At 70.8% G+C, this 22,880-nt stretch carries 20 protein-coding genes; 11 read left to right on the top strand and 9 right to left on the bottom strand.

The genetic code is table 11. The features are described from left to right. The first annotated feature begins 107 nt into the window (after positions 1–107). Positions 108–668, top strand: a complete 561-nt coding sequence (locus tag ACZ4U1_RS35725; protein ID WP_467908325.1) for a GNAT family N-acetyltransferase — start codon at positions 108–110, stop codon at positions 666–668. Here ACZ4U1_RS35725 and ACZ4U1_RS35720 read toward each other — a convergent pair. The 8 genes from ACZ4U1_RS35720 to ACZ4U1_RS35685 all read right to left on the bottom strand — a co-directional run bounded on the left by ACZ4U1_RS35720 (position 657) and on the right by ACZ4U1_RS35685 (position 10,319). Then, positions 657–2,210, bottom strand: coding sequence for a P-loop NTPase family protein (locus tag ACZ4U1_RS35720; protein WP_467908324.1), 1,554 nt, complete (start codon positions 2,208–2,210; stop codon positions 657–659). The two genes, ACZ4U1_RS35725 and ACZ4U1_RS35720, sit on opposite strands and share 12 nt — an antisense overlap. A 14-nt stretch (positions 2,211–2,224) precedes the next feature. Then, on the bottom strand, positions 2,225–3,637 hold the full coding sequence (locus ACZ4U1_RS35715) for an ATP-binding protein (protein ID WP_467908323.1): 1,413 nt from the start codon (positions 3,635–3,637) through the stop codon (positions 2,225–2,227). Positions 3,638–3,651: 14 nt separating this feature from the next. Further along, the gene (locus ACZ4U1_RS35710; protein ID WP_467908322.1) at positions 3,652–5,211 is read right to left on the bottom strand and encodes an SCO6880 family protein; all 1,560 of its coding nucleotides are present in this window, start codon (positions 5,209–5,211) and stop codon (positions 3,652–3,654) included. Then, positions 5,208–6,533, bottom strand: coding sequence for a hypothetical protein (locus tag ACZ4U1_RS35705; RefSeq protein ID WP_467908321.1), 1,326 nt, complete (start codon positions 6,531–6,533; stop codon positions 5,208–5,210). The genes ACZ4U1_RS35710 and ACZ4U1_RS35705 overlap by 4 nt, the downstream gene beginning before the upstream one ends. Beyond that, the gene (locus ACZ4U1_RS35700) at positions 6,523–7,338 is read right to left on the bottom strand and encodes a hypothetical protein (RefSeq protein ID WP_467908320.1); all 816 of its coding nucleotides are present in this window, start codon (positions 7,336–7,338) and stop codon (positions 6,523–6,525) included. Before ACZ4U1_RS35700 ends, ACZ4U1_RS35705 begins: the two co-directional genes overlap by 11 nt. Positions 7,339–7,456: 118 nt before the next feature. After that, positions 7,457–7,765: a hypothetical protein gene (locus ACZ4U1_RS35695; RefSeq protein WP_014673544.1), complete on the bottom strand. Its 309-nt coding sequence runs from the start codon at positions 7,763–7,765 to the stop codon at positions 7,457–7,459. A gap of 347 nt (positions 7,766–8,112) precedes the next feature. Next, on the bottom strand, positions 8,113–9,438 hold the full coding sequence (locus tag ACZ4U1_RS35690; protein ID WP_467908319.1) for a S53 family peptidase: 1,326 nt from the start codon (positions 9,436–9,438) through the stop codon (positions 8,113–8,115). A gap of 275 nt (positions 9,439–9,713) precedes the next feature. After that, the gene (locus ACZ4U1_RS35685) at positions 9,714–10,319 is read right to left on the bottom strand and encodes a TetR/AcrR family transcriptional regulator (protein WP_467908318.1); all 606 of its coding nucleotides are present in this window, start codon (positions 10,317–10,319) and stop codon (positions 9,714–9,716) included. An 80-nt stretch (positions 10,320–10,399) separates the two neighbouring features. On the opposite strand from ACZ4U1_RS35685, the gene ACZ4U1_RS35680 reads away from it, so the two are divergent. From ACZ4U1_RS35680 to ACZ4U1_RS35655, 6 genes are all read left to right on the top strand, one after another. Further along, the gene (locus ACZ4U1_RS35680) at positions 10,400–11,326 is read left to right on the top strand and encodes an oxidoreductase (RefSeq protein WP_467908317.1); all 927 of its coding nucleotides are present in this window, start codon (positions 10,400–10,402) and stop codon (positions 11,324–11,326) included. Then, the gene (locus tag ACZ4U1_RS35675) at positions 11,323–11,475 is read left to right on the top strand and encodes a hypothetical protein (RefSeq protein WP_467908316.1); all 153 of its coding nucleotides are present in this window, start codon (positions 11,323–11,325) and stop codon (positions 11,473–11,475) included. Before ACZ4U1_RS35680 ends, ACZ4U1_RS35675 begins: the two co-directional genes overlap by 4 nt. Before the next feature lie 272 nt (positions 11,476–11,747). Further along, positions 11,748–12,518 (top strand): trypsin-like serine peptidase, encoded by a 771-nt coding sequence (locus tag ACZ4U1_RS35670; RefSeq protein WP_467908315.1) that lies wholly within the window; start codon positions 11,748–11,750, stop codon positions 12,516–12,518. 51 nt (positions 12,519–12,569) lie between these two features. Next, on the top strand, positions 12,570–14,378 hold the full coding sequence (locus ACZ4U1_RS35665) for a serine/threonine-protein kinase (protein WP_467908314.1): 1,809 nt from the start codon (positions 12,570–12,572) through the stop codon (positions 14,376–14,378). Between the two features lie 56 nt (positions 14,379–14,434). Further along, a complete protein-coding gene (locus ACZ4U1_RS35660) occupies positions 14,435–15,436 on the top strand; it encodes a C40 family peptidase (protein ID WP_467908313.1) in 1,002 nt (333 codons plus the stop codon). Positions 15,437–15,673: 237 nt separating this feature from the next. Beyond that, the gene (locus tag ACZ4U1_RS35655) at positions 15,674–16,381 is read left to right on the top strand and encodes a phosphatase PAP2 family protein (protein ID WP_467908312.1); all 708 of its coding nucleotides are present in this window, start codon (positions 15,674–15,676) and stop codon (positions 16,379–16,381) included. A gap of 200 nt (positions 16,382–16,581) precedes the next feature. On the opposite strand, the gene ACZ4U1_RS35650 is transcribed toward ACZ4U1_RS35655, so the two are convergent. Continuing rightward, positions 16,582–18,150 carry an FAD-binding oxidoreductase gene (locus ACZ4U1_RS35650; RefSeq protein ID WP_467908311.1) on the bottom strand — a complete coding sequence of 523 codons (1,569 nt, stop codon included), beginning with the start codon at positions 18,148–18,150 and terminating at the stop codon, positions 16,582–16,584. Positions 18,151–18,474: 324 nt separating this feature from the next. On the opposite strand from ACZ4U1_RS35650, the gene pstS reads away from it, so the two are divergent. The 4 genes from pstS to pstB all read left to right on the top strand — a co-directional run bounded on the left by pstS (position 18,475) and on the right by pstB (position 22,609). Further along, a complete protein-coding gene (gene pstS / locus ACZ4U1_RS35645; RefSeq protein WP_467908329.1) occupies positions 18,475–19,602 on the top strand; it encodes a phosphate ABC transporter substrate-binding protein PstS in 1,128 nt (375 codons plus the stop codon). A gap of 115 nt (positions 19,603–19,717) precedes the next feature. Then, entirely contained in the window at positions 19,718–20,722 is a 1,005-nt protein-coding gene (pstC, locus tag ACZ4U1_RS35640; protein WP_467908310.1) for a phosphate ABC transporter permease subunit PstC, read from the top strand. Continuing rightward, positions 20,719–21,780 carry a phosphate ABC transporter permease PstA gene (pstA, locus tag ACZ4U1_RS35635; RefSeq protein WP_467908309.1) on the top strand — a complete coding sequence of 354 codons (1,062 nt, stop codon included), beginning with the start codon at positions 20,719–20,721 and terminating at the stop codon, positions 21,778–21,780. The genes pstC and pstA overlap by 4 nt, the downstream gene beginning before the upstream one ends. A 52-nt stretch (positions 21,781–21,832) precedes the next feature. Continuing rightward, positions 21,833–22,609, top strand: a complete 777-nt coding sequence (pstB, locus tag ACZ4U1_RS35630; protein WP_467908308.1) for a phosphate ABC transporter ATP-binding protein PstB — start codon at positions 21,833–21,835, stop codon at positions 22,607–22,609. Positions 22,610–22,880: the final 271 nt, after the last annotated feature.

Here is a 22,880-nt window from a genome sequence, read left to right as displayed (position 1 = left end):
GGTACTGCAGGGGGGACCCTGTGGGAGAGTAGGACGCCGCCGAACAATTTTTGGGAAAACCCCCGCATCGTTTCGATGCGGGGGTTTTCTGCGTTTACGGTGGGATCATGAACCTTCCGGCCAGGAACGATTACCTTGTCCGCGTCATACGTCGCGACGAATGGGAGCGGGTGAAGCAGCTGCGGCTGGACGCACTGCGGGACCCGGTCGCGCACCTCGCCTTTCTGGAGACCTACGAGAACGCCGCGGCCCAGCCGGACTCCTTCTGGCAGGACCGGGCCATCGGTTCCGGCGAGGGCTCCAGCACGGCCCACCAGTTCATCGCCGAGGCACCCGACGGGACCTGGGCCGGCTCGGTCACCGTGCTCATCGAGGAGGCCGGGACGCGGGACTGGGCCGGCTTCCCGGTCGAGCGGCGGCAAGGACACGCGGTCGGGGTGTTCGTGCGGCCCGAGCACCGGGGGAACGGGCTGATCGAGGCGCTGTTCGAGGCCGGTCTGGCCTGGGCGTGGGCGCGGGAGGTCGAGCGGGTACGGCTGTTCGTCCACGAGGAGAACGTGCGGGCGCAGGCGGCGTACCGGAAGATCGGCTTCGCGCCGAGCGGGGTGACCGTGTCGTTCTCGAAGGACGAGGCGGAGTCAGAGCTGGAGTTCGTCCTAGACCGGTAGTTCCTGGTGCGGCCACCGGGAGCGGGCCTGTTCGCGGGAGCGCAGCAGGGCCAGCGTCGGCAGGCCCTGGTCGACACCGGTGGCGAGGAGGGCCGGCAGCTCCGGGAACGGGGCCACGGCCGCGATGTCGTCCAGGACCAGGGTGAGTGGTGGGTCGAGCCGACCGGAGGATGACCGTTCGGCCATGCGCCGGCCGCGCTCGACCACGCTGGAGACGAGGGCCGTCAGGAGCGGCATCGCGCCCGGGTTGCTCCTCGGGTCCTCGATGGATTCACCGAGCACATAAAGCGTGCCCCCTTCATGGACGAAGGAATCCAAGGCCAGCGCATCAGTTCGGTTCGGAGTGCAGGCCTCGCGGATGTTGACCGTGGAGAGGGCGGCGAGAGCCCGGCCGGTCAGCTCCTGGGCGATGTCACGGCGTTCGGGATGCGCGGTGAGGGCCGACTCGAGCTCGCCCGCGGCACCGGGGGCGGCCTTCGGGTGGGTACGGAGGGTGCGGACGGCCTCTTGGACCTGGGTGCCCTGCGACCAGCGGTGGACGTGCCGGACGGTGCGGTTCTCCAGGGCGGCGGCGTGCAGGTAGCTGCGGAGGAGGGTGGTCGCCGTGTCCGCCACCGCCTGGTCGATCTTGGCGGTGGGTTGGACGGGGGCGAGCAGGGCTTTCGCCCGGTGCAGGGCCGTCTGCTTGTCCTCGCAGCCGGTGGTGGGGGACCAGTGCAGGCGGCCCGGGGTGTCGCACAGGTGCGTCGGGTCGTAGAGGAGGGTGGGGCCCAGCTTGGCCTTCGCGTCCTTCGTCTCCGACCACAGGGCGGGGTTCGAGGTGACGACCAGCGTGGGGCCGGGGGCGTCCTGGATGACCCGGGCCGCGGTGGCCTGGCGGCTTTCCCTCGGTGCGATGAGGATCTTCTCCCAGCCGCCCACCGGGTCACCGACCGCCGGTAGCGTGCCGGGGCCCTGCGGTACGGCTTCGCTGCGAGGCGCCGGAACCTCGTGCTGAGGCGGCGCGGGCGCGGGTGCGGCCGGCATGGGCGCCGGGGCGGTGACCGGCGGCCCCGCATAGCCCGTCTCCGCCGTCTCCACCGTCTCAGCAGTCGCCGTAGCCGCGGTGGCCGCAGTAACCGTCGTGGGTTCCGCCGCCTCCGCAGCCTTGGCGGTGGCCCGTCGTGCCTTCCCCACGCGCCAGCGCGCCACCGCCCCCAGCGCGAACAGGGTGAGGACGAAGAGGATCATCAGCTGGCCGATGAACAGGCCCCAGAACAGGCCCCAGCCGGACAGCTGGGCCGGTGGGGTGTCGGGCCAGGCGCCGGTGATGTCGTGCGGCCGTCCGATGAGGTGGCGCATGGCCAGTGGGGTGCGGGTGAACGTGACGCCGGTGGGCCAGGCGCCCTGGGCGAGCCGGGCCGCCAGGCCGGTGGCCGTCCACACCAGCACGGTCATGCCGAGGAGGAACGCGAGTATGCCGATCAGGAGGCCGTCGGGGATGCCGCCCTGGCCCTCCCGGCGGCTGTCACGGCGGTCGTCGCGGCGGTCGTCCGGTCTCACCCTGCGCTCCCCTTTTATGCCACCGTCGACTCGGAGTCGCCCAGGTGCTGCTCCACGAAGGCCGCGGCCCGCTGCTCGGCCTCCAGCTCGGCCGCGTGCAGGGCGTCGTCGGCCCTGAGGTCGCTGGAGGACTCGGTCATCGCGCGGTCGGTGAAGACCAGGGGCCGTTCCGTCTCCGTGACCAGGTGTTTGACCACCTGGACGTTGCCGTTGACGTCCCAGACCGCGATGCCGGGAGTGAGGGTCGGGATGATCTCCACCGCCCAGCGCGGCAGGCCCAGGACGCGGCCGGTCGCCCGCGCCTCGTCGGCTTTCTGGGCGTAGATCGTCCTGGTCGAGGCCATCTTCAGGATCGCCGCCGCCTCCTTCGCGGCGGCGCCGTCGACCACGTCGGACAGGTGGTGGACGACCGCCACGAAGGACAGGCCGAGCCGGCGCCCGAACTTCAGCAGCCGCTGGAACAGCTGGGCCACGAACGGGCTGTTGATGATGTGCCAGGCCTCCTCGACCAGGAAGATGCGCTTCTTCCGGTCGGGGCGGATCCAGGTGTGCTCCAGCCAGACGCCGACGATCGCCATGAGGATCGGCATGGCGATGGAGTTGCGGTCGATGTGGGAGAGGTCGAAGACGATCAGGGGGGCGTCGAGATCGATGCCGACCGTCGTCGGGCCGTCGAACATGCCCCGCAGATCACCGTCGACCAGACGGTCCAGGACCAGGGCGACGTCGAGGCCCCAGGCCCGTACGTCGTCTATGGCGACGTTCATCGCCTCCGCCGACTCCGGCTCGGGGTGCCGTAGCTGCTCCACGATGTCGGAGAGGACCGGCTGGCGGTCGACGATGCTCTCGTTGACGTACGAGTGGGCGACCTTCAGGGCGAAGCCGGACCGTTCGTCCAGGCCGTGGCCCATCGCCACCTCGATGATGGTCCGGAGCAGGGCGAGCTGCCCGGTCGTGGTGATCGCCGGGTCCAGGGGGTTGAGCCGGATCCCGTGGTTCAGGGCGGCCGTCGGGTCGAGCCGGATGGGAGTTATCCCCAGCTCCTGGGCGATCAGGTTCCACTCGCCCACGCCGTCCTCGCCCTGTGCGTCCAGGACGACGACCTGGCGGTCCTTGAAGCGCAGCTGGCGCAGGACGTACGTCTTCTCCAGGGCCGACTTGCCGTTGCCGGACTCGCCGAGGACGAGCCAGTGCGGGGCCGGCAGCTGCTGGCCGTACAGCTGGAAGGGGTCGTAGATGTAGCCCTTCCCGGAGTACACCTCGCGGCCGATGATGACGCCGGAGTCGCCGAGGCCGGGGGCGGCCGTGGGCAGGTAGACGGCCTGGGCCTGGCCCGTGGAGGTGCGCACCGGCAGCCGGGTCGTCTCCACCTTCCCGAAGAGGAAGGAGGTGAAGGCCTCGGTGAGGACGGTCAGCGGATCCCGCATCGGCGAATCAGCCCCTACCTTCGGATGCCGGTGGCGAACGGAAGTGTGTTCACGAAGGCGCGGTGGTGCTCTCGGTCGCACCACTCCAGCTTGAGGTACGACTTGCCGGCGGAGGCCCTTATCGTCCGCTTGTCGCGGGCGAGGGCCTCCGGGGAACGGGAGGAGACGGTGATGTAGCCGACCAGGTTGACGCCGGCGGCGCCGCTGGCGAGGTCCTCGCCGCGCTGGTCGAGACGGTTGTGCGCGGCGATGTCCCGGGGGTCGACGGTCCGGTTCATCTTGGCGGCGCGGGAGGCCTCGGCCTCGTCGTTGGTCTTCTCGGTCAGCATGCGTTCGATGGCGACCTCGGTGGGTTCGAGGTCCATGGTGACGGCGACCGTGCGGATGACGTCCGGGGTGTGGACGAGGAGCGGGGCGAGGAAGTTGACCCCCACCGGCGTCATGGGCCACTCCTTCACCCAGGCGGTGGCGTGGCACCAGGGCGCGCGGGTGCTCGACTCCCGGGTCTTGGCCTGGAGATAGGTGGGCTCCATGGCGTCCAGCTCGGCCGGCCACGCGTTGCGCTGGGTCATGGCCTGGATGTGGTCGATGGGGTGGTCGGGGTCGTACATGGAGTGGATGAGGGAGGCCAGCCGTCCCTGACCGAGCGGCTGCCGTACCCGGATGTCGGCCTCCTGGAGGCGGGAGCAGATGTCGGTCAGCTCGCGGGCCATGACGACGGCGAGCCCGGCGTCCCGGTCGACCTTGCCGCCGTGGGCGCGGACGGCTCGGGCCATCGCGTGGGCCTCGGCGGCCAGTTCGCGGGTGTAGTGCATGCAGGCCACGAGGTAGGCGCGGTGCTGCTCGCTGCTGGTGGACACCATGGACTGCAGCTGGTCGTACGACTGCTGGAGCCAGCCCGGTGAGCGGTCGTCGCCGCGCAGGGCGACGTCCTTGGCGTGTGCGTCCGGGTCGGCGGGCAGGGTCCGGGCGAGCATCTGCAGCCGGGTGACGAAGCCGTCCCCGTTGGCGACGTGCTTGAGCAGGGTGCCGAAGCGGTCGACCAGGGCCTCCTGGTCCTCGGAGTCGCGCAGGCCGACGCCGGGGCCCTCGATCTCGATGGCGGCGGTGACGGTCTTGCGGTCGGCGTGCAGGAGTACGGCGATCTCGTCCGGCCCGAAGGGTGCGGCGAGCCAGGTGATGCGGCCGATGCCGGGCGGCGGGCCGACCTCGATCTCGCGTCCGTCGATCCGGGTGCCGGCCTCCATGGCGCCGGACCGGTAGACGGCCCTGCCGCCCTTGACGGTCCGCTTGTACGAGCGGTTGATCTCGAACCACTTGTAGAAGGTGCGGCGCTTGTACGGCACGTAGACCGCGGCGAGCGCGAGCATCGGGAAGCCGGTGAGCAGCACGATCCGCAGGGACAGGACCGGGACGAGGAGGCCGCACATCATGCCGAGGAACGCGCCGGCGATGATCAGCGCGATCTCGCCGGACTCGCGGTTCCGGCCGACGATCGCGTTCGGCCGGGCGCGGCCGATGAGATACGTACGGCGGGGCGTGACCGGATGGGACAGGTGGGACTCGGTCGTCAACGCCCTTCACCTCCCGAGCGGTTGTTGCGGGTGTTGCTGGCGTGCGGGGTGTTGACCGGGCTGGACGCGCGGGGCGCGGGCGTGGCGGAGGGGACTGCTCCGCCGGTGCCCCCGGTCGGGGTACGGCTGCTGTGCGCGGCGACGCCGCCGGTGGCGGGGTTGGCCGGGCGCGGGGTGCTGGAGCCGCCTTGGGCTCCGTTGCTGTCGGCGCGGGTGCTGTGGGTCTTGATGCCCTGGGCGACGAGGGTGGCGGGGGAGCTGATGACGGCGGCGGCCTTGCTCTCGGCGCCCTGCATGATGCGGTTGCTGCGGGAGCCGGCGATCTCGTCGCCGAAGCCGGGGACGAAGCGGTAGATCATCGCGCTGGCGAAGATGGCGAGCAGGATGATGGCGAGGCCGGAGACGACGGCGCCGAAGGCGTCGGGGCCGTTGTCGCCGGAGAGGGCGCCGGCCAGGCCCAGCACGATGACGATGACCGGCTTGACGAGGATCACGGCGATCATGATTCCCGCCCAGCGGCGGACGTGTCCCCACAGGTTCTTGTCGACCAGGCCGGCGTAGACGACGGTGCCGAGGAGGGCGCCGACGTAGAGCAGGGCGGCGCGGATGACCAGCTCCAGCCAGAGGACGCCGGCGGCGAGGATGCTGACCAGGGAGACGACGATCAGCATGATCGGGCCGCCGCCGATGTCGTTGCCCTTCTTCAGGGCGCCGGAGAAGGTGCCGAAGAACGTGTCGGCCTGGTCGCCGGTGGCCTTCGCGAGGACGTCCGTGACGCCGTCCGCCGCCGAGACGACGGTGTACAGGATCAGCGGGGTGAAGGCGGAGGCCAGCACGGTCAGCCAGAGGAAGCCGACGGCTTCCGAGATGGCGGTGGTGAGCGGCACGCCGCGCACCGCGCGCTTGGCCACGGCCAGCAGCCACAGGAGGAGGGTGAGGATCGTGGAGGCGGCGAAGACGATGGCGTACTGCTTCAGAAAGGCCTGATTGGTGAAGTCGACACTGGCGGTCTCCTTCACGGCCTCACTGAGCTTCCCGATGGTCCACGAGGCGGCATCCGCACATCCCTTGGCGAGGGAGGCGAGGGGGTCGAGGGTTTCGGTGAGGGGGTTGTTGGGGGTGACGCCTGAGGAGCCGCCCGAGGAGCCGTTGTCTTTTTCGCAGAACTGTTTGGCGGCGCCGCGGATCAGTTCACAGGCGTCGTTGCTCTTTGTAGGGGATGGAGTGGGCTCGGCGAAAGCGCGGGTCGCCATCAGCATCGTGGCCGTCTGCGCGGCTCCGAGCACAGCCGTGATCCTGAGGAAGCGGTGGTTAGCGCGCATACGTGAACCCTCCGTACTCCTCGACGGCCTTCGTCATGTCGTCGGCGCTGGAGGCCGTCTGATCGCGGCCTACGGGGACTGGGCCGTCCTTCTGCTGGAAGTCGGTGATCTTCCAGTCGCCGACCCACTTCAGCTTGTACGTCGTCGTGTACCAGCTCTCGGTCACCGGGTTCTTGGAGGCTTCACCGGAGAGGCCGAACAGCGAGGTGTACCAGACCTCGACCGTTGTGGTGTCCGGTCCTGAGGAAGCGACCTTTGTGCCCACGGGGATGACCCGGGAGACGAACGTCTGGCCCTTCGGGGCGGTTCCGTCCTTGGCCAAGCCGATGTTGGCGAGGAACCTCTCGTTGGAGTAGGCACTATCCATGGCCGACTGTTTGGCGGCAGCCACGTCCGAGGTGTAGACCGTGTTCACGATCTGGTGGCGCCACGCGGTGTTGAACATCTCGGCTGACCCCAGGGCCACCGCGAAGTTAGCCGCCGCGCTCTGGGCTCCCTGGTCCGTGTGGGGGAAGCCGGTCGGGATGTTGCCGGTCTTCGTGTCCACCGGCTTGGTTCCGCTGGCCGCGGTCGACGCAGCTTTCGGCTGGTCGTCCTTGGCGGTCGCGTCCTCCCCACCCCCCTCACCCCCCCGGTTGGCGAAGGCGATGGCGGCGATCAGGAGGACTACTACGCCTACCACCGTGACGAGGCTGCGGGAGGAGGAGCGGTGGGGGCGGCGGGGGGCGCCGCCGTAGGGGTCGGGGTCGGGGAGGCGGGTTCGGGTGGGGGCCGTCTCGTAGCTCTGGTCGTCTCCGGGACTCATGCCGTGTGCGCTCCCTCACCCTCGTAGACATACGACGGTAGCCGTGCTGGCTCCCGCACGGGCGCGGTGTGGTGACTCGACATCAGGGAAACGCAACCTCAGGTGGAGGGGGCTGGGGCTAGACCGCCATGCCGTACACGATGGTGAACAGTGTGCCGAGGGAGCCGATGATGAACACCCCGGTGAGGCCGGCGATGATGAGGCCCTTGCCCTGTTCCGCGCTGAAGGTGTCCCGGAGGGCCGTGGCGCCGATGCGCTGCTTCGCCGCGCCCCATACCGCGATGCCGAGGCAGAGGAGGATGGCCACGGCCATGACCACCTCGATCATCACCTTGGCCTCGTTGCCCAGGCTGCCGAAGGGGCCCCAGTCCGGAGCGATTCCGCCGATGATGGTGTTGATGTCTCCCTTGTCGGCCGCAAAGAGCATGTAAGTCACCGCCCCTGGTGGGTAGTTCCGCGAGTGCCCCTGCGGTGTGCAGAGGTCAGGCCTCATTGTCGCCGACAACGCCGCCAACGTATGTCGACTTGACGTCATTGACTGGCGGGTTTCGTACGAATAGCGCGTACGGTCACTCTGTGTATCACGGCAGGTCACGCCGGGCAACGAGGTCAGACCGGAACCTGTCGTGTGGTTCTGTCGTTGACCCCTTTTACGACCTGGCACGGTTTCTGACGGCCGGTCGGGTGAAGCGTCGCGTCGATGTTCTCACGGGGGGATGCGGAAACGGGCCACGGCCGGGTGCCGTGGCCCGTCAGGGGCGGAGGGGGCTGGTGTCAGCCGGTGAAGGCGTCCGTGCCCTGCGGGGTTCCCCAGCCGGTCGGGCCGTCGTAGCCCGACCTGGCCGTGCAGAGGTAGCTGGTGGAGCAGTTGCCGTTGCTGCCGCTGGTGACGTCGTTCAGGGCGGAGGTGCCGGCGGCCGCGTACGGGAACTCGGCCGGGTAGCTGCCGCTGGACGGGGTGCCGGCCAGGGCGTAGACGCCGGCGATGATCGGGGCGGAGGCGCTGGTGCCGCCGAAGGTGTACCAGCCGGCGGTGACGCCGTAGGAGTCGTAGACGGAGACTCCGGTCGCGGGGTCGGCCACGGCGGAGACGTCCGAAATCGTGCGCTTGGCGCAGCCGGTGTCGGTCTGCCAGGTGGGCTTGGCGTCGTAGGAGGAGCAGCCGGAGCCGGTGCCCTCGGTGGAGCTGGTGTTCCAGACCGTTTCGGTCCAGCCGCGGGTGGTGGAGGAGGTCTTCAGGGCCGTGCCGCCGACCGCGGTGACGTACTTGGAGGCGGCCGGGTACTCGGCGCCGTAGCCCTCGTCGCCGGCGGAGACGGTGAGGGCGACGCCGGGGTGGTTGAAGTACGAGGAGTCGTACGTCGCGTCGGAGGAGGACTCGGAGCCGCCGTAGCTGTTGGAGACGTACTTCGCGCCGAGTCTGACGGCCTCGTTCACCGCGGTGCCGAGGTTGGTCATGCTCGCGGACTTGGCCTCGACCAGCAGGATGTGGCAGTTCGGGCAGACGGCGGAGGCCATGTCCAGGTCCAGGGACTCCTCCTCGGCCCAGCCGCTGTCGGCGGTGGGCAGGGAGGTGGTGGAGCCGGTCTGGCCGACCTTCTTGAAGCAGCCGCTCGCGGAGGTGCAGGCGGGGAGGCCGTAGTACGAGCGGTACTTGGCCAGGTCGGCCTCGGCGTTGGGGTCGTCGTAGGCGTCGACGATGGCGATGGTCTCGCCGGAGCCGTTCGCGGCGGCGGCGGAGGTGAGGCCGTAGGCGTCCTGGAGGTCGGAGGGGCCGTAACCGGTGGGGCCGGCCGCGGCGGCCTCGGGGGTGACCCGGGCGGTGGTGCCGGTCCGCTGTGCCCGGGCCTTCTCGAAGGCGGTGACGCCGCCGGTGACGCGGAAGGAGTCGCAGGCCAGTTCGCCCCGGTGCTTGGGGGTGGCGCAGGGGGTGGCGGCCCAGGTCACCTTGGCCGGTGTGGGCGTGGCGGGGGTGGCGGCGTTCGCGTGGGCCGCGGTGCCCAGACCGGCGAACAGGAGCGCGGCGGTGGCCGCGGCAGCTGAGCCGATCCGGCGCCATCTGCCGGAGGTGTGGGGAGAGTTGGGTGCGGTCGTGCGCACGGTGGAGCCTCCTGGAAGTGGTGGACAGAGGCCTGCGGGTGTGGGGGTCCGCCGGAGGTGACCGGCGGGGGCGGCGGCCCGCGACGACGATCGCTTGTTGGGTACGCGACAACAAGAGGCTTTCGGAATCCTGACTTCCGCGTTACTGAGGCGGGTTCCGGGCTTACCGGGCGATGGCCGGGGGATGGCCCGGTGCTGGGCGGTGCTTGACCTGGCGCACAGGGAGCGCACGGGGAGCGCACAGGGCGGTGCGGCCGGCGGCCCCTTGGGGCGGCTCAGCGCGGGCGCAGGCCGTGCAGCAGCAGGTGGACGTGCTCGTCCAGGCCGGCCAGGGCCTCCTCCGCGTCCAGCGCGCAGCCGGCGATCAGCGCGGCGAGGCCGTGCAGGCTCGCGGCGGCGACCAGGGTGATGCGCTCGGGGTCGCCCTGGACGATCTCGCCCCGGTCCTGGGCGTCCGCGACCAGCCGGGTGAAGGAGCCGAGGGAGCGGTCGACGGCCGCCGCCAGCTGGGCGGTCCGGTCGGGGTCGTGCTTGCGCGCGAACATCAGCTCCAGGAGGGCGGGGTTCTCGACGGCGAAGCCCAGGTAGGCGCGGGCGAGGGCCGCCATCCGCTGCTCCAGGGGGCGGTCCGGGTGCGCGTCGGCGGTGGCCAGGTCCTGGTTGAGGCGCTCGTATCCGTCCAGCGCGAGCGCGTCGAGCAGGGCCTGCTTGTCCTTGAAGTGTCGGCCCGGGGCGGCGTGGCTGACGCCGGTGTCCCGGGCCAGTTCGCGCAGCGAGAGCGCGCCGACCCCCTTCTCGCGCAGAGTGCGTTCGGCGCTCCTGAGCAGGGCGGCGCGCAAATCTCCGTGGTGGTAGGGGCGGCTGGCGGGCGACGCGGGCATGCGCATCATCGTATCGCCATGTTGACGACGTCATCTTTGTTGTCATTGACAGCATTGTTGGCGCTGCCTACATTGGGGGTATGGCTGATACGACCGTGACGCGCGGCAAGCGCGGCAAGTGGAACGCGACCCACCTCCCCGACCTGACCGGCCGTACGGCCGTGATCACCGGCGCCAACAGCGGCATCGGCTTCGCCGCGGCCCGGGCGCTGGCCGGAGCCGGGGCACACGTGGTCCTCGCGGTACGGGACCTCGCCCGGGGCGGCGCCGCCGCGGCGCGGGTGGGCGGCAGTACCGAGGTGCGCCGGCTGGACCTGGCGGATCTCGACTCGGTGCGGGAGTTCGCCGCCGGCTGGGACCGCCCGCTGGATCTGCTGATCAACAACGCGGGCGTGATGATGCTGCCGGAGCAGCGCACCAAGCAGGGCTTCGAGATGCAGTTCGGCACCAACCACCTCGGGCACTTCGCGCTGACCAACCTGCTGCTGCCCCGGGTGACCGACCGGGTGGTCACCGTGGCGTCCAGCGCGCACCGCATGGGCGACAAGATGATCCACTTCGAGGACGTGAACCTGCGCGGGAACTACAGCCCCACCCGCGCCTACGCCCAGTCCAAGCTGGCCAACCTCCTCTTCACCCTGGAACTCCAGCGGCGCCTGACCGCGGCCGGATCCGCCGTACGGGCCCTGGCGGCCCATCCCGGCTGGGCGGCCACCAACCTCCAGAGCCACAGCGCGAACCCCGTCGCGCGGATGGTCATGCAGGTCGGCAACAGGTTCCTCGCCCAGGACGACCAGGCCGGCGCCCTGCCCACGCTCTACGCGGCCACCCAGGACCTGCCCGGCGCGGCCTACGTCGGCCCGGACGGCCCCGCCGAGATGCGCGGCGCCCCGACCCTGGTCGGCCGCAGCGCGGCGGCGAGCGATCCGGCGGCGGCCCGGCGGCTGTGGACGTTGTCGGAGGAGCTGACGGGCGTGGAGTGGCCGCTCACGGCGACGGTACGGTGACCGTCGACAACGCCGGCCACCGCGAGCGGTACGGGCCGGCCGGGCGGGGGGTCGCGGGCCGCGCCATCAGCGTCTCCCCGGTGGCCGGCCGGCTCGGCCGAACCGGGGACGTCGGCTCCGCCACCGCCAAGGCGGGCTTGACGGGCTGACCCGGGCGCCGGCGGCGGACCCCGGCCCCGGCGGTACGACCGTCGACTCGGCGGCGCCGGGCATCCTCGCCACCGAGGCCGACGCGGAACGCGCCGCGGACCCGGGGCGGACACGCCGGCTGCGGCCTCCTGCATCACCGGGCAGACGATCGCGGTGGACGGCGGGACGACGACCTTCTGAGCGCGCCGGTCCGCTTCCGCGCCGGGTTCACAGGAAAATCTCAGGGAAGTCTCAGCGGTTTTCTCACCTGCGCGGGCAACAGTGAGTACTGATGAAGCGCATCTCCCGGAACTCGGTCACCTCACGGCCCCAGGTACTCGGCGTCGTGGTGTTGCTCGCGCTGACCTCGGCTTCCGTGGCCGCCGCCGACGACGGGCCCGGGCCCCTCGGGGTGACCGCGGACGCCGCCCCGACCCGGCAGAGCGTACGGGTGGGCGCGCTGTTCGGCGCGGACCGGGCGGGCCGGCCGGCCGGTGACCACTTCTGCACGGCATCCGTGGTGCACAGCCCGCGCGGCGACCTGATCGTCACCGCGGCGCACTGCGTGGACGACGCCGGCGGTGACCTGGTGTTCGTGCCGGGCTACCGGAACGGGAAGGCGCCGTACGGGGCGTGGAAGGTGACGAGGCGCTTCCTGCCCCAGGGGTGGGCGGACGGCCGGGACGAGGACAGCGACCTCGCCTTCGCCGCCGTCACCGAACTGCACGGCAGGCGGCTGGAGGACGTGGTCGGCGCCAACCGGTTCGCGACCGGGACGGCCACCGGAGCCACCGCCGTCACCGTCACCGGCTACCCCGACTCCCGTCAGGTCCCCGTCTTCTGCACCAACAAGCCGACCCCGCACAGCCCCACCCAACAGCGCATCGACTGCCCCGACTTCACCAGCGGCACCAGCGGCAGCCCCTGGGTCAACGGCGACCACCAGATCGTCGGCGTCCTCGGCGGCCACGACCAGGGCGGCACGACGGCCGACACGTCCTACAGCGTGGTGCTGGGCAGCGAGGCCGCGGACCTGTACGCGCGGGCCGCCCAAGGCTCCTGACCCCGCCTCAGGGGCGGGACGCGCGTTTGATCTTGTGGCAGTGTCTGCCCCGTGGACGCACTCAAGCCTCAGGACCCCGCGCGCATAGGCACCCACACCTTGCTCGCCCGGCTCGGCGCGGGCGGCATGGGGCAGGTCTATCTCGGCCGTTCGCCGGGGGGCCGGCTCGTCGCCATCAAGGTGATCCGCGACGAGATCACCGACCACCCCGAGGCGCTGGCCCGCTTCCGGCGCGAGGTCGAGACCGCCAGGACGGTCCGGAGCGCGTACACGGCCAACCTGATCGACGCCTCGCTGGACGCGGCGCCCTACTGGCTGGCCACGGAGTACGTCGCCGGGCCCACCCTCGCCGGCGCCGTCGCGCAGCGCGGCCCGCTGCCCGCCGAGACCTGCCGCGCGCTGTGCGCCGCGCTCGCCGAAGGGCTCGCCGCCGTGCACGCGCACGGCGTCACCCACCGGGACCTCAAGCCGCAGAACGTCATCCTCGCCGCGCAGGGACCGCAGCTCATCGACTTCGGCATCGCCCGCGGCGCGGACCACACCGCGCTCACCGACGCCGGGTTCGCGCCCGGCACGCCCGGTTACACCGCCCCGGAGGTGCTGCTGCGCAACGAGGTCGGGCCGCCGGCGGACGTCTTCGCGCTCGGCGCCACCCTCGCCTACGCGGCGACCGGCCGGGCCCCCTTCGGCAGCGGGGACCCGAACGGGGTCAGCTACCGTGCCGTGCACGAGCCCGTCGACGTGGCCGGCGTGGCGCCGGAGCTGGCCGCGCTGATCGAGGCGTGCGTGGCCAAGGACCCCGCCGCCCGGCCGGGGCTCGCCGAGGTGATCGCGCGCTGCGGGGTGCGGACGGCGCTGGTGGAGGACCCGTTCTACGCCGGCCTGGCCGCCCTGGGCGAGGCGCTGCCGCAGACACCGCAGACACCGCAGACACCGCAGACACCGGAAACACCGCCGAGGCCGCGAACACCCCCCGCCCCAGCCACACCGCAGGCCCTGTCGGCACCGCGAGCCTCGCGGACACCGCAGGCGGCCCACGCCCCGCAGGCCGCCCGGCCGCGGGTGCCCGGCCCTCACGATCTGCCCACGCTGGGCCCCGCACCCCACGGCGGGCCCGGCTACGTGCCCACGCAGGCGGTGCGGCGGCCGGGCCGGGCCCGGGGACGACTCTGGCCGGTGGCCTTGGCCGCGGGGCTCGTGGTGGGCATCACGGCCGCCACGGTGGTGGTGCTCGCTCAGCGGGACGACGGCAAGGGCCTCGCGCGGAGCGGGCCGAAGGCGCAGGCGCCGTCGGGCCCCGCGAGCACGGCTTCCCCTGCGGCGGGCGGGAAGGGCGCCCCGGCCCACGCGGAAATGAAGATCGACCGGGCGCTGTTCGACGCGGCCAGGGGACAGTGCCAGGTTCCTGCGGAGGAGCGCGGCTCCGACGGCTTCATGATGGCGATCGAAGACCCCGACGCCCCGGACGAGCACAGCGCGGTCCTCACGCTCGACCACAAGGTGAGGATCGGATTCCGCGACAAGTACGCCTCCGGGACGGAGAAGCCGTACTACGTGACGGTGAGCGTCAAACCCCCGCACGACATCGATCCCGACACCGGCAAGCCCGTCGCCGGGATCCTGACGGCCAACGCCAGTTCGGGCTACACCAGCAAGCCCCTCGACCTCTACGGCGGTGCCGAGAACGACGACTGGAAGTACGTCACCTACCCGGACGACTTCCGGCAGTGGGTGCGGGGCAAGCCGCACCCGGCCGTGCCGCTCGCCAACGACCCGGGGGACTGGACCGTGCAGTGGCACCACATCCGCACGCCCGGCGACTACCCCAGCATCATGTGCGCGGGCTTCACCGTGAAATGACGCCACATCACGCGAAAGAGTTCTTGTACCCGCCCGGTATGGGGGAAAGTTGAACCGTGCGGAAGGTATGGGTGATCGGTGGGGCGGCCGTCGCGCTCGGCATGGGGTTCGTCATGCTGCTCGTCATCGGCGTGTATCTCGTGGCCGGGAATCTGCTGGGCGGGGTGACCGCGGGGAGCCGGGGCCTGGCGAAGGGTGCTGTGCCGGCTGCTTACAAGTCGCTGGTGCAGAAGTGGGGGAACCTGTGCCCGGCGCTCAGTCCCGCGCTGCTCGCCGCCCAGCTGTACCAGGAGAGCGGGTGGAACCCGACCGTCGTCAGTCCGGCCGACGCGCGCGGTATCGCGCAGTTCATCCCGAGCACGTGGGCGACGCACGGGATCGACGGCGACGGTGACGGCAAGCGGGACATCTGGGACCCGGACGACGCGATTCCGTCGGCGGCTTCGTACGACTGCGAACTGGCCAAGTACGTCAAGGACGTTCCGGGCAACGTGTCCGACAACATGCTCGCCGCCTACAACGCGGGCGCCTACCGGGTCATCCGGGCGGGCGGGGTGCCGGCGATCAGCGAGACGCAGAACTACGTCAAGCGGATCCGCAGCCTGGAGAAGAGCTTCGCCGCGCCGGTCACCCGGATCGACCCCACCCGGCAGGCCGCCGGCGCCATCGCCTTCGCACAGAGCCGGCTCGGCACGCCCTATCTGTGGGGCGGCGAGGGCACCGCCGAGCAGGGCGGTCGGTTCGACTGCTCGGGCCTGACCAAGGCCGCGTACGAGAAGGTCGGGATCAGCCTGCCGCGCGTGGCCAACGACCAGTACAACGCCGGGCCGCACCCCTCGCGGGACGAGCTGCTCCCGGGCGACCTGGTGTTCTTCTCCGACGACCTCACCGACTCGCGGGCCATCCGGCACGTGGGCATCTACGTGGGCGGCGGCTACATGATCGACGCCCCGCGCACGGGCGCCGTGATCCGCTTCGACCCGATCGACACCCCCGACTACTTCGGCGCGACCCGGGTCACCGAAGATGGCGCAAAAGCGCTCCCCACGAGGGTGTGAACCGAGCGTGACCCCACCCCCTGAGCTGCGGTGATGAGTCTCTCTTCGATAACGTCTGCGTGATCATTCCGTGGAGAGTGGAACGTATAGACGGGGGCCGTGCGTTCCTGTTGACGTAGCCGAGCGGACGTCAGTGCGGGCAGGGCGGCAGTACAGCGGAAGCGGATCTACGCAACACGGGGGCAGGAGCGGCGCACACGAGGTGCGTCCGGTAGACGACGAAGGGGCCGCAGCACCATGGCTGTACTCGCCGATTCCGGATCGAACCCCGACGTCGACCTGCTCTACGACATCAACGGCCTGGCCAAGGACGCACCGCACTGGTTCGACCGGGTCATGGAGTTCGTCGGCGAGTACGGCCTGCTGCTCGCCATGGTGCTGCTCGTCCTGGGGTGCTGGTGGTCGGTGCGGCGCCGGGGCGGGGAGGACGCGGCGTCCTCGGTGGCCGCGCTGGTGTGGGCACCGCTCGCGGCCGGCCTCGCCGTCCTCGTGAACGTCCCGATACGGGGTTTCGTGGAGCGCCCCCGCCCGTTCGTGGACCACCAGGGCCTGGACGTCCTCGTCTCCGGCAAGAGCGACTTCTCCTTCGTCAGCGACCACGCGACGATCACGATGGCGCTCGGCGTGGGGCTCTTCGTCGCCAACCGCCGCTTCGGCCTCGCCGGCATCGGCCTGGCCCTGCTGGAGGGCTTCTGCCGGGTCTACATGGGCGTGCACTACCCGACGGACGTCGTCGGCGGCTTCGCGCTCGGCACCGCGGTCGTCCTGCTGCTGTCCCCGCCGGCCACGGCCCTGCTCACCCCGCTGGTGCGGGCCGTGGAGCGCTCACCGCGGCTGGGCCGGCTCGTGCGGCGCCGCCCGGCGGCGGAGAACGGCGGGGACAACACCCTGCTGCCCAGCGCCCGGAAGGCCCTGGAGAGCGAGGAGCGGGACCTGGCGGCCTAGCCGTACGGAAACCCGCGGGCACGCCGTACGACATCAACGGCACGGATGGCTGGAACCCGGTCGGCGAGTGGCACCCGGTGGGCCATCCACGTGCCGCCCGCGGGCCCGTACCTCGTCCGTCCCGCGTACGACGAAGGCACGAGGCCGACGGCACGGGCTTCCCGACCACCGGCCCCGGAGTGGGCGACGCCTGCTGACGGCTACAGCCCCTGCGCGTAGGAGAAGAAGCGCTGCGGGTCGTAGCTCTTCTTCACCTTGGCCAGCCGGGCCGCCGCGTCGCCGTAGTAGGCCTTCTTCCAGTCCTTCAGCGTCGGGTCGGTGTAGTTCTGGTAGGCGGCGCCCGAGGCGTACGGCTTCATCGCGTTGTGGGCCGAGGTCAGCCAGGTCTGGGCCGTGCCGCCGGAGGAGCCCGCGCCCCAGGAGGCGATGTACTGGGCCAGCATCCGCGAGCGGCGGTGGACGAAGGCCGTCGCGGTCGGGGAGACCCGGTTGACGGCGCCGCCGAGCGCGGTGAAGGCGATGCTGCCCCCGCCGCCCCGCACCGCGGTGATCTGCTTCAGCACGGTCTGGATGCCGGCCGCCGACAGCGAGCGGTCGAAGAAGTCGGAGCGGGCCGCGTACGTCTCGCGGCCCAGCCTGCCCTGCGGGGAGCGGCCCGGGGTGGAGCCGGGCAGATGGCACTGGGCGTCGGTGGAGAAGGAGGAGCAGCCGGCGTAGATCTCCATGGCCTCCTCGTAGCCCCGGCGGCGCAGGGTGACCGAGGAGGCGTTCGCGCCGGCCAGGTGGGCCAGGCGGTCCACGGCGTTCTGCAACTCGCCGTAGGTGCCGAGGGAGAAGCAGGCCACGGAGACGGCCGGGGTGCGGCCCGGTGAGCAGGACAGGTGCAGGGACGACCAGATCTCGTCGGGCTGGCTCGGACCCCACTCCTGCCAGGCCTTGAGCACCTTGGCGGCCTTGGACCACGGCCAGGTCAGGTACGCGGTGACCGCCTGCGGTGCCGTGTGGGTCTTGAAGTGCAGCTCGGTGACGACGCCGAAGTTTCCGTTGCCGGCGCCGCGCAGCGCCCAGAAGAGGTCGGAGTGGTGGGTGGCGTCGGCGGTGACCTGGGTGCCGTCCGCGGTGATCAGGGTGGCCTGGGTGAGGCTGTCGCAGGTCAGGCCGTAGGCGCGGGAGGCGACGCCGTGGCCGCCGCCGAGCACCAGGCCGGAGACACCGACGGTGGGGCAGGAGCCGGCGGGGATGGTCACGCCCTTCGCGGCCAGCGCGCGGTAGACGTCGATCAGCTTGGCGCCGGCGCCCACGACGGCCTGGCCGCCGCTGGCCCGGACCCGGTTCAGCCTGGACACGTCGAGGATCAGCCGGTTGTCGCCGGAGGAGTAGCCGGCGTAGGAGTGGCCGCCGTTGCGTATGGAGACCTTGATGCGGTGCGCGTGGGCGTACGCCAGCGTCGTACGGATGTCGGAGGTGTGCGCCACATAGGCCACCGCGGCCGGTTTCAGTCCGTCGAAGCGGGTGTTGTACAGCTGGTGGGCGGTCTTCCAGGACGCGTCCCCGGGCCGCACCAGGGTGCCGTCCAGGTCCCGGGCGAGGGCCGCCCAGTTCGCGGCGGCGCTCGCGCTGGTGTTCTTCAGGGCCGTGAGCGAGGAGGAGCGCGACGGCGTACCGCTGTGCGCCGCGGGGGCGGACGTGCCTCCGCCCGCACCGCACGCGGTCAGTGCGGTCGTCGCCAGGGCGGCCGCGCCGCCCGAGATGAACGTACGCCGTTCCATGTCCCGTCGCCTTTCCTCGGCTCTCCTGGAACGAGACGACGTGCCGCGGCACGGGGTTCCCCCGAACGGGTGAAGAACGCCGGAGACACGTTCCTGCAACCCGGTCGTCGGAACCTCCATGTGCTCTCCCCGTGAGCATTCCGTGACCTCACCGGGCCGACGGCAGGGGTTCACTCCCCGTTCACTTCCGGCCATCGGCGGCTTCACCTGTTCTGCCTAATTTCGGCCGTACCGGGTGCCGAGTGCGGCCATGCACGACGCACAGGCACCTCTATGACCTCGCGCGCCGCCGACAGCGGCGGCTCCTGGAAGGAACTCCCGAAAGTGAAGCTTCAGCGCAAGAACCGGCTGCGCGCCCTCTCCCTCGGTGCTGTCGCCGTATCCGGTGCCCTGGCCCTGACGGCGTGCGGCTCCGACGACAACGGCGGCAAGGAGTCGGGCAACCCGTCGACGTCCGCCAACGCCGGCTCCGTCAAGTGCGACGACGCCAAGGGTCAGCTGCTCGCAGACGGCTCCTCCGCGCAGAAGAACGCGATCGACGCCTGGGTCAAGGCCTTCTCCCAGGCCTGTGGCGTGCAGATCAACTACAAGGGCAGCGGCTCCGGCGCCGGTGTCACCGCGTTCACGCAGGGCCAGGTCGCCTTCGCCGGTTCCGACTCCGCGCTGAAGCCCGAAGAGGTCACCGCCTCCAAGAAGGTCTGCAACGGCGGCCAGGGCATCGACCTGCCGATGGTCGGCGGCCCGATCGCCCTCGGCTACAACGTCCCGGGCGTGGACAACCTGGTCCTGGACGCCCCGACGCTCGCCAAGATCTTCGACAGCAAGATCACCAAGTGGAACGACCCGGCGATCGCCGCGCTCAACAAGGGCGCCAAGCTGCCCGACCTGAAGATCCAGGCGTTCCACCGCTCCGACGAGTCCGGCACCACGGACAACTTCACCAAGTACCTGATCGCCACCACCCCGGACAACTGGAAGTACTCCGGCGGCAAGGCCTGGCAGGCCAAGGGCGGCCAGTCCGCTCCGCAGTCCGCGGGCGTGGCCCAGCAGGTCAAGCAGACCTCCGGCGCCATCGGCTACTTCGAGCTGTCCTACGTCAAGGACGGCATCAAGGCCGTCTCCATCAACACCGGTGCCAGCAAGCCGGTCGCGCCCAGCTCCGAGAGCGCCACCGCCGACATCGCCGCCGCGAAGGTCGTCGGCACCGGCAAGGACCTGTCCCTCCAGCTGGACTACAAGACCAAGGCCGAGGGTGCCTACCCGATCACCCTGGTCACCTACGAGATCGTCTGCGACAAGGGCAACAAGTCCGACACCCTGCCCGCCACCAAGGCCTTCCTGCGCTACATCGCCGGCGAGGACGGCCAGAAGATCCTCCCGAGCATCGGCTACGCGCCGGTGCCCGACGAGATCATCGCCAAAGTCCGCACCACCATCGAGGGCCTGAGCTGACCTGATCCGAGAGTGCGGCCCGGTACCCGACAGGGCCGGGCCGCACCGTCCGGTGCACCGCCGCCATGAGCCGGATCCCCGACCGGGGGCACGGCTCCGCAGACCGGAGAACCCGATGGACATATCGACGACAACCGACGTACCTCCCCCCGCCTCCCAGCCCAAGGTCGCCGAGCAGAAGCGCGCGGCCCGTGGTGCCACCCGCCCCGGCGACCGCATCTTCCTGGGCCTGTCCCGCGGCTCCGGCATCCTGCTGCTGGCGGTCATGGCCGCGATCGCGGTCTTCCTCACCTACCGCGCCGCCCTCGCGATCAGCAAGGACCACGCGAACTTCCTGACCACCTTCGAGTGGAACACCAACGTCCTCGAACCGAAGTTCGGTATCGCGGTCCTGGTCTTCGGCACGATCGTCTCCTCGGTCATCGCCATGGTCATCGCGGTCCCGGTCGCGGTCGCCATCGCCCTGTTCATCACGCACTATGCACCGCGCCGCATGTCCGGCCCGGTCGCCTACGTGATCGACCTGCTCGCCGCCGTGCCGTCCATCGTCTACGGCCTGTGGGGCGCGCTCGTCCTCGTGCCGAACATGAACGGCATGTTCGGCTGGCTGAACGACTTCTTCGGCTGGACCGGCGTCTTCTCCTGGGACGAGGGCGCGCCCCGCTCGATGCTCACCGTGGGCATCCTGCTCGCGATCATGATCCTGCCGATCATCACCAACGTGAGCCGCGAGGTCTTCCGCCAGGTCCCGCAGATGCACGAGGAGGCGGCCCTGGCCCTCGGCGCCACGCGCTGGGAGGTCGTCCGCATGTCCGTGCTGCCCTTCGGCCGCTCCGGCGTGATCTCCGCGTCCATGCTCGGCCTCGGCCGCGCCCTCGGCGAGACGATGGCCGTCGCCACGGTCCTCTCCCCGTCCTTCGACATCCAGGCCAGCCTGCTCAACCCGGGCGGCGGCACCTTCGCCCAGAACATCGCCGGCAAGTTCAGCGAGGCGAACGAGTTCGGCCGGGACGCGCTCATCGCCTCCGGTCTGGTCCTGTTCGTCATCACCCTGCTGGTCAACGGCGCGGCCCGGCTGATCATCGCCCGTCGCGCGGAGTACTCGGGGGCCAACGCATGAGCACCGCACTTGTCACCGACAAGCGCCCCAGCACGCTGCGGGCCGCCAGCCTGCCCAAGTGGACGCCGTGGGCGATCGCCGCGGGCTCCCTCGCCCTGGGCATCGGCATCAGCGCGGCCGCCGGCCTGGACAGCAAGATCCAGTGGGGCCTGATCGCCGCCGTCCTGTTCGTCCTCGGCACGTACGGCATCGCCGCCCGCGTCGAAGGCCGCCGCCAGGCGAAGGACCGCGTCGCCACCAGCCTCGTCTGGGTCGCCTTCCTGCTCGCCGTGGTCCCGCTGGTCTCCCTGATCTGGGTCACCGTCGCCCGCGGTGTGAAGGTCCTCGACGTCTACTTCCTGACCCACTCGATGGGTGTCGTCGCCGACACCGAGCCCGGCGGCGGCATCTACCACGCCATCATCGGCAGCCTGGAGCAGGTCGGCCTCGCCACCCTCATCGGCGCCCCGATCGGCGTGCTCACCGCGATCTACCTGGTCGAGTACGGCCGCGGCCGGCTCGCCAAGGCGGTGACGTTCTTCGTCGACGTCATGACGGGCATCCCGTCGATCGTCGCCGGCCTGTTCATCCTGTCGCTGATGCTCATCTTCAAGATGCAGCCGTTCGGCTTCGCCGGTTCGCTGGCCCTGGCCATCCTGATGATGCCGGTCGTCGTGCGGTCCACCGAGGAGATGCTCAAGCTCGTCCCTAACGAGCTGCGCGAGGCGTCACTGGCGCTCGGTGTGCCGAAGTGGCGCACCATCCTGAAGGTGGTCCTGCCGACCTCCATCGGCGGCATCACCACCGGCATCATGCTGGCGGTCGCCCGTATCGCCGGCGAGACCGCGCCGGTGCTGCTGCTGGTGTTCGGCAACCCGTTCATCAACAACAACCCCTTCGAGGGCGCGCAGGCGTCGCTGCCGCTGTACATCTACCAGCAGTTCGCCAACAGCGCGGGCTCCGGAGCGGCGTACGACCGCGCGTGGGCGGCGTCCCTCACGCTGATCGCCTTCGTGATGATCCTCAACCTCGTGGCCCGCGGGATCGCCCGCTGGAAGGCCCCGAAGACCGGTCGCTGAGCGCGGCCACCCAGCGACCGAGCCTGAACTTTCTGGAAGTGAAGTAGACGACATGGCCAAGCGAATCGACGTAAGCGGACTGACCGCCTACTACGGCTCCCACAAGGCGATCGAGGACATCTCGATGACCGTCGAGCCGCGCTCGGTGACGGCGTTCATCGGGCCGTCCGGATGCGGCAAGTCGACGTTCCTGCGCACGCTGAACCGGATGCACGAGGTCACGCCCGGTGGCCGCGTCGAGGGCAAGGTGATGCTGGACGACGAGGACCTGTACGGCGCCGGGGTCGACCCGGTCTCCGTCCGCCGTGAGGTGGGCATGGTCTTCCAGCGTCCGAACCCGTTCCCCACGATGTCGATCTTCGAGAACGTCGCGGCGGGCCTGCGCCTGAACGGCAACTACAAGAAGGCGGAACTCAACGACATCGTCGAGAAGTCGCTGAAGGGCGCGAACCTCTGGAACGAGGTCAAGGACCGTCTGAACAAGCCGGGCTCCGGGCTCTCCGGTGGTCAGCAGCAGCGTCTGTGCATCGCGCGGGCGATAGCGGTCGAGCCGAAGGTCCTGCTCATGGACGAGCCGTGCTCGGCCCTGGACCCGATCTCCACGCTCGCCATCGAGGACCTGATCGGTGAGCTGAAGGAGCGGTTCACGATCGTCATCGTGACGCACAACATGCAGCAGGCGGCGCGCGTCTCCGACCGTACGGCGTTCTTCAACCTGGCGGCCGTCGGGCAGCCCGGCCGGCTGATCGAGATCGACGACACCGAGCGGATCTTCTCCAACCCGTCCGTCCAGGCCACGGAGGACTACATCTCCGGGCGCTTCGGCTAGGCCGGACGGCACAGACCCCTCGCGGTGCTGCATGGCGGTGCCACCGCGAGGACGCAAAGGACCCGCCCCTGGCTCCCGGGGGCGGGTCCACTGCGTTCGGCTTCGGCACCGGGGGTCTTCGGGGCTTCGCCCCTCGTCCCCATGTCCTGCCCACCCACCCACCCGACTCGGTCGGCTGGAGGGCGGGCGAACGGGGTGGGCTCGGCTCGGTCGCCTGGAGGGCTGGGGGTGTGGGGGTCGGGTTCGGCTGGGGTGGCCGAGTGGCCCGGGG

It is taken from the genome of Streptomyces sp. NPDC028928 (assembly GCF_055564915.1).
This window is presented reverse-complemented; position numbering and strand designations above follow the sequence as displayed.

Excerpts from the sequence above, each read along its gene's own strand:
- ACZ4U1_RS35725 (WP_467908325.1), top strand. The coding sequence starts at position 108 with ATGAACCTTCCGGCCAGGAACGATTACCTTGTCCGCGTCATACGTCGC.
- ACZ4U1_RS35715 (WP_467908323.1), bottom strand. The coding sequence starts at position 3,637 with ATGCGGGATCCGCTGACCGTCCTCACCGAGGCCTTCACCTCCTTCCTC.
- ACZ4U1_RS35705 (WP_467908321.1), bottom strand. The coding sequence starts at position 6,533 with ATGCGCGCTAACCACCGCTTCCTCAGGATCACGGCTGTGCTCGGAGCC.
- ACZ4U1_RS35700 (WP_467908320.1), bottom strand. The coding sequence starts at position 7,338 with ATGAGTCCCGGAGACGACCAGAGCTACGAGACGGCCCCCACCCGAACC.
- ACZ4U1_RS35695 (WP_014673544.1), bottom strand. The coding sequence starts at position 7,765 with ATGCTCTTTGCGGCCGACAAGGGAGACATCAACACCATCATCGGCGGA.
- ACZ4U1_RS35685 (WP_467908318.1), bottom strand. The coding sequence starts at position 10,319 with ATGCCCGCGTCGCCCGCCAGCCGCCCCTACCACCACGGAGATTTGCGC.
- ACZ4U1_RS35680 (WP_467908317.1), top strand. The coding sequence starts at position 10,400 with ATGGCTGATACGACCGTGACGCGCGGCAAGCGCGGCAAGTGGAACGCG.
- ACZ4U1_RS35670 (WP_467908315.1), top strand. The coding sequence starts at position 11,748 with ATGAAGCGCATCTCCCGGAACTCGGTCACCTCACGGCCCCAGGTACTC.
- ACZ4U1_RS35655 (WP_467908312.1), top strand. The coding sequence starts at position 15,674 with ATGGCTGTACTCGCCGATTCCGGATCGAACCCCGACGTCGACCTGCTC.
- ACZ4U1_RS35650 (WP_467908311.1), bottom strand. The coding sequence starts at position 18,150 with ATGGAACGGCGTACGTTCATCTCGGGCGGCGCGGCCGCCCTGGCGACG.
- pstC (WP_467908310.1), top strand. The coding sequence starts at position 19,718 with ATGGACATATCGACGACAACCGACGTACCTCCCCCCGCCTCCCAGCCC.
- pstA (WP_467908309.1), top strand. The coding sequence starts at position 20,719 with ATGAGCACCGCACTTGTCACCGACAAGCGCCCCAGCACGCTGCGGGCC.
- pstB (WP_467908308.1), top strand. The coding sequence starts at position 21,833 with ATGGCCAAGCGAATCGACGTAAGCGGACTGACCGCCTACTACGGCTCC.